6 protein-coding genes are annotated in these 4,393 nt (G+C 56.4%); all 6 read left to right on the top strand.

The features are described from left to right. The first annotated feature begins 32 nt into the window (after nt 1–32). Genes GXX82_02415 through GXX82_02390 form a run of 6 tightly spaced genes read left to right on the top strand, consistent with a single transcriptional unit; the run spans nt 33 to nt 4,381 of the window. Complete coding sequence (locus GXX82_02415; protein NLT21882.1) at nt 33–239, top strand: hypothetical protein; 207 nt, start codon at nt 33–35, stop codon at nt 237–239. After that, nucleotides 226–807, top strand: a complete 582-nt coding sequence (locus GXX82_02410; protein ID NLT21881.1) for a response regulator — start codon at nt 226–228, stop codon at nt 805–807. Before GXX82_02415 ends, GXX82_02410 begins: the two co-directional genes overlap by 14 nt. 40 nt (nt 808–847) lie before the next feature. Then, nucleotides 848–2,323: a response regulator gene (locus GXX82_02405; GenBank protein ID NLT21880.1), complete on the top strand. Its 1,476-nt coding sequence runs from the start codon at nt 848–850 to the stop codon at nt 2,321–2,323. Continuing rightward, nucleotides 2,313–2,885, top strand: coding sequence for a PilZ domain-containing protein (locus GXX82_02400; protein ID NLT21879.1), 573 nt, complete (start codon nt 2,313–2,315; stop codon nt 2,883–2,885). The genes GXX82_02405 and GXX82_02400 overlap by 11 nt, the downstream gene beginning before the upstream one ends. 6 nt (nt 2,886–2,891) lie before the next feature. Beyond that, nucleotides 2,892–3,659 carry a flagellar motor protein gene (locus tag GXX82_02395; protein ID NLT21878.1) on the top strand — a complete coding sequence of 256 codons (768 nt, stop codon included), beginning with the start codon at nt 2,892–2,894 and terminating at the stop codon, nt 3,657–3,659. Then, nucleotides 3,656–4,381, top strand: a complete 726-nt coding sequence (locus GXX82_02390; protein ID NLT21877.1) for an OmpA family protein — start codon at nt 3,656–3,658, stop codon at nt 4,379–4,381. The genes GXX82_02395 and GXX82_02390 overlap by 4 nt, the downstream gene beginning before the upstream one ends. Nucleotides 4,382–4,393: the final 12 nt, after the last annotated feature.

Here is a 4,393-nt window from a genome sequence, read left to right as displayed (position 1 = left end):
CCCGGTCCGATAAAGTAACAGGGAGAAGTAGAATGACCATCTCGGATTACCAGATAAGCAGTGTCATAAGGACCTACATGAAGAACATGAAGGTCCGCATGAACCGGGCTGGTGGCGAACGTGAAATGGACAGCCGCGAGGATGAGGTGAACATTTCCCGGGAAGGGATGAAGAAGATGCTGTATGATCGCATCGGTGAGCACGTGACCGAGAAACTAAAGAGACATGATGAAAAATGATGATTCCTTCCGCATTCTCATCGTCGACGACAACAAGGAGCTCAGGGAGATCCTTGAGGAGTACCTGAAAGGGGAGGGCCATGACGCCGAAGGGGCGGCCAACGGCAGGGAAGCCCTGGAAAGACACCATAAGGAACCCTTCGACCTCATAATCACGGACCTCAACATGCCGGAAGTACCGGGCATGGAACTGATAAAGACGATCAAGAAAGAGAATCAGGACACGGAGTTCGTCATCATCACGGGCTATGCCTCGATGGACAGCGCCGTCGAGGCGGTGAGGATCGGCGCCTTCGATTACATCGTCAAGCCCTTCAGGATGGAAGAGCTCCAGGTGGTCGTCAAGAACGCCCGGGACAAGATCAGTCTGAAGAAGCTCAACGCGAAGCTCGTCCAGACCCTCCAGAGCTTCTACGACGAGATGGAACGGTATCGCGGGAAGAAGCCCGAGGAACGGGAAGAAAGGGATGAACCCGCAAACGGCAGGAGGGCAAGCGATACGGAACAGATCGTTGCCGAGATAAGGAACCTGGAAAAACTGAGAAAGGGGAGACTGCTCATTGAGTGACAGAATGTCTTATCCTGCCAGAAGGCGTGAGGGATGAGCGATGATAGAGGGAACGAAGATACTCGTTGTCGATGACAACCCTGAGGTCATCAATATCCTGGGAGATTTTCTCGGCCTTAACGGCTGCGAGATATACAAGGCGACCTGCGGCAGGGAAGCCCTGGAGATGCTGGAGAAGAAGGACCCGGAGATAGTCATACTCGACGTCCAGCTTCCCGACCTCAACGGCATAACACTCATCGACACCATAAAGGTCTCGAAGCCCACCACCGCCGTTATCATGGCGACGGGCTACTACGACCCGAACTTCGTCATAGACGCCATGAAAAAGGGTGCCTCCGACTTTCTTCTCAAGCCTTTCGAGCTCGACAAGCTCATGCTTGTCATGATGCGGGTCCTCAGGGAGAGGAAACTCCTCATCGAGAACGAAAGCATGATGCAGAATCTGAGCGACAAGAAGAAGATCGAGCATCTCAACAGGGAACTGCAGAAAAAGATAAAAGAACTGACCACGATGTACCACATCTCGAACAGGTTCAATTCCATCAACATATTCGAGGACGTCTACGAGAAGATGGTCCAGATCGTGGGCGAGACGCTCGATATCCGCTCCTGCGGGTACTATGTCCCCGATGGCGATACGAATGACCTGATACTCTACGCGGGGCACACGAAGAACGGCGAGCCGCCGGGATGGGATTGGCAGCGCATCAGCCTCCCCGAGGACTTAAGCGGTCCTGCCCGGCGAAGGCGAAAGCATGTCGTGAAGGACAACAGGATATACTTTCCCCTTGTCATCCAGGGGGAGCCCATAGGCTTCATCATGACAGAGGCGAAGATGAACGGCAGGGGACCAAAATCCCTCGAGAACGACGCGATCTTCCTTCGTCTCATCGCCGAGAAGGCGTCGACACAGATAGAGAACAGGATGCTCTACGAGAGCCTCTTCGAGAACATCCTCCATACCCTGAAGTCGCTCATCATCGCCATAACGAAGCGCGACCTTTACACGGAAGGGCATTGCAAGAGGGTCACGGGCATGAGCCTCGCGCTCGGCGAGCGCCTCGGGGTCAGCGATTACGAGAAGGACGTCATAAAGGTCGTCTGCCCTGTCCACGACCTTGGGAAGATAGGGATCCCCGACCGCATTCTGCTCAAGCCGGAGAGGCTCTCCGACGAGGAATATGCCGTCATGCAGAGCCATTCCGTGTACGGGGAAGAGATCATGAGCCGTTTCGAGATCCTGGCGAAGGAGGCGAGGATCATCAGGCATCATCATGAGCGTTATGACGGCAAGGGGTACCCCGATCGCCTCGCGGGCGCGGATATCCCCATGTGTTCACGCATAATAGCCGTGTGCGACGCTTACGATGCCATGGTCACCGACCGTCCGTACCGCAAGGCGATGGGGGCGGACGAGATCGTGGCGGAGATCGCGCGGTGCGGCGGCAGCCAGTTCGATCCCGAGATAGTGAAGGCCTTCGTTGATCTGGTCCGGGATGGCTATGAGTGGTGAGCCCGAAAGAAGGGAGTTCTTCAGGGTCACCGACAGGATTCCCCTCGAATTCCGTCCCATCAGCCGCGATGAGTTCGGAAGGCTCGAGGACGTCATCCGCTACAACTCCACTCAGGTCGTCGACAGGCTGCATGAGATATACTTTCTGGAAGGCCAAGGAGAGCTGAAGGAGCCGACCGATCAGATACACGAGTACATGCGGATGGTCAACAGGAAGCTCGACCTGATCCTGGAGATCCTGGGCAGGTCTTCCATCGATGACAGTTACATTGTCGTGAAGACCGATGTGAATATAAGCGGCGCCGGAGTCCAGTTCGCGTGCGAGACTCCCCTGAAAGAGGGTGATCTCGTGGAGCTCAGGATCATCATTCCCGTGTTTCCCTACCCCAGGCTCACCTGCCTGTGTGAGGTGGTCAGGGCCGACGAGGGCGATGACGCCGCCCCCCGCAGATGCGCGCTGCGATTCATGGTCATAAACGAGAAGGACCGGGATGTGCTGGTGAATTACGTCTTCCTGAAGGAACGCCAGTATCTGCGTCAAAAAAAAGAGACGACGAGTTGATGAGCTATGGATATTGCAACCCTCCTGGGACTCATAGTCGGAATCGGTTCAGTTCTTGCCGCCTTCCTCATGGAAGGAGGACACATCTCCGCGCTGATACAGGTACCGGCCATGATACTCGTCGTGTTCGGCACCTTCGGAGCGGCAACGGTGACCACCTCTGTCAAGCAACTCATCAATCTCCCCAACCTCATGAAGGTGGCCTTCTCCGAGAAGAAGATGGACTCCCGGCAACTCATCAACCTCCTCTTCGACCTGTCCCAAAAGGCCAGGAAGAACGGGCTCCTGAGCCTCGAGAAGGATATCGACACCATAAAGGAACCCTTTCTGCGAAAGGCCATACAGCTTGCCATTGACGGTTTCGAAACGAACAAGATACGGGAGATCCTCGAGATAGAGATGGCGTACATAGAGGAGCGCCACAAGGCCGGGGCCGCCTTTTTCCAGAAGCTCGGCGGTTTCTCCCCGACGCTGGGCATCATAGGGACGGTCCTCGGGCTCATCCACGCGCTGGGGAGCATGGAGAGCAGCTCCAACATGGCCTCCGCCATTGCAAGCGCCTTTATCGCCACCCTGTGGGGCGTGGCCCTCGCAAACCTCGTCTATCTGCCCCTGTCGGACAAGCTCAAGCACAAGCACCAGGACGAGGCTCTCTATCTCGAGATCATAACCGAGGGCGCCATATCGCTCGCCATGGGCGACAACCCCCGGGTCATCAGGATGAAACTGGTCTCGTTCCTGCTTCCCGATAAGCGGATGGAGGACAAACGGTGAGGCGGAAGAGAAAGCCCGAAGAGCATGAGAACCTCGAACGCTGGCTCATCACGTATTCGGACCTCATCACGCTGCTCCTCGCCTTTTTCATCATGATGTACACCTTTTCCAAGCATGACTCGGAGAAGTACAGGGAACTGACAGGCCATCTGAAGTCGATATTCACCGGGGGATCGAGTGTCGCGTCCGCCGGCGCGGGGACCGGGAATGTCCCCTTCGACGTGTCCCTCAAAACCCCGGGGGCAGCAGACGATGTGAAGCAAAAGCTCGAGGAGGAGATACGGAAGCTCGAGGGCACCGATAGCCTTGACAAGAAGATCTCCGTCATCACCGACGAGCGGGGCATCGTGATCAGGGTCCTCGATGAGGCCTTCTTCGATCTTGGCAAGGCTGACCTCAAAGCGGGGGCGAAACGGACGCTCGACACCATAGCACCCGTCATCAGCGCGGTGAGCAATCCCCTGCGGGTCGAAGGTCACACGGACGATATGCCCATCTCGACCACCGAATTCAGGTCCAACTGGGAGCTTTCGGTGAGGCGTGCCACGGAGGTCGTACGATACCTTATCGAGAAGCATGACCTTTCTCCCCGGAGGGTATCCGCCGTGGGCTATGCCGAGTACCACCCGGTGGCCCCCAACGACACCGCCGAGAACCGCTCACGCAACCGCAGGATAGAGATCATCGTCTCCAAATCCGTGACGGACGACCCAAAAAAATAGCCCTCCCCGTTG

It is taken from the genome of Syntrophorhabdus sp. (assembly GCA_012719415.1).
Lineage (GTDB): Bacteria > Desulfobacterota > Syntrophorhabdia > Syntrophorhabdales > Syntrophorhabdaceae > Delta-02.
Note: the sequence above shows the minus strand (reverse complement) of the source record. Positions and strands in the feature narration are given on the sequence as shown.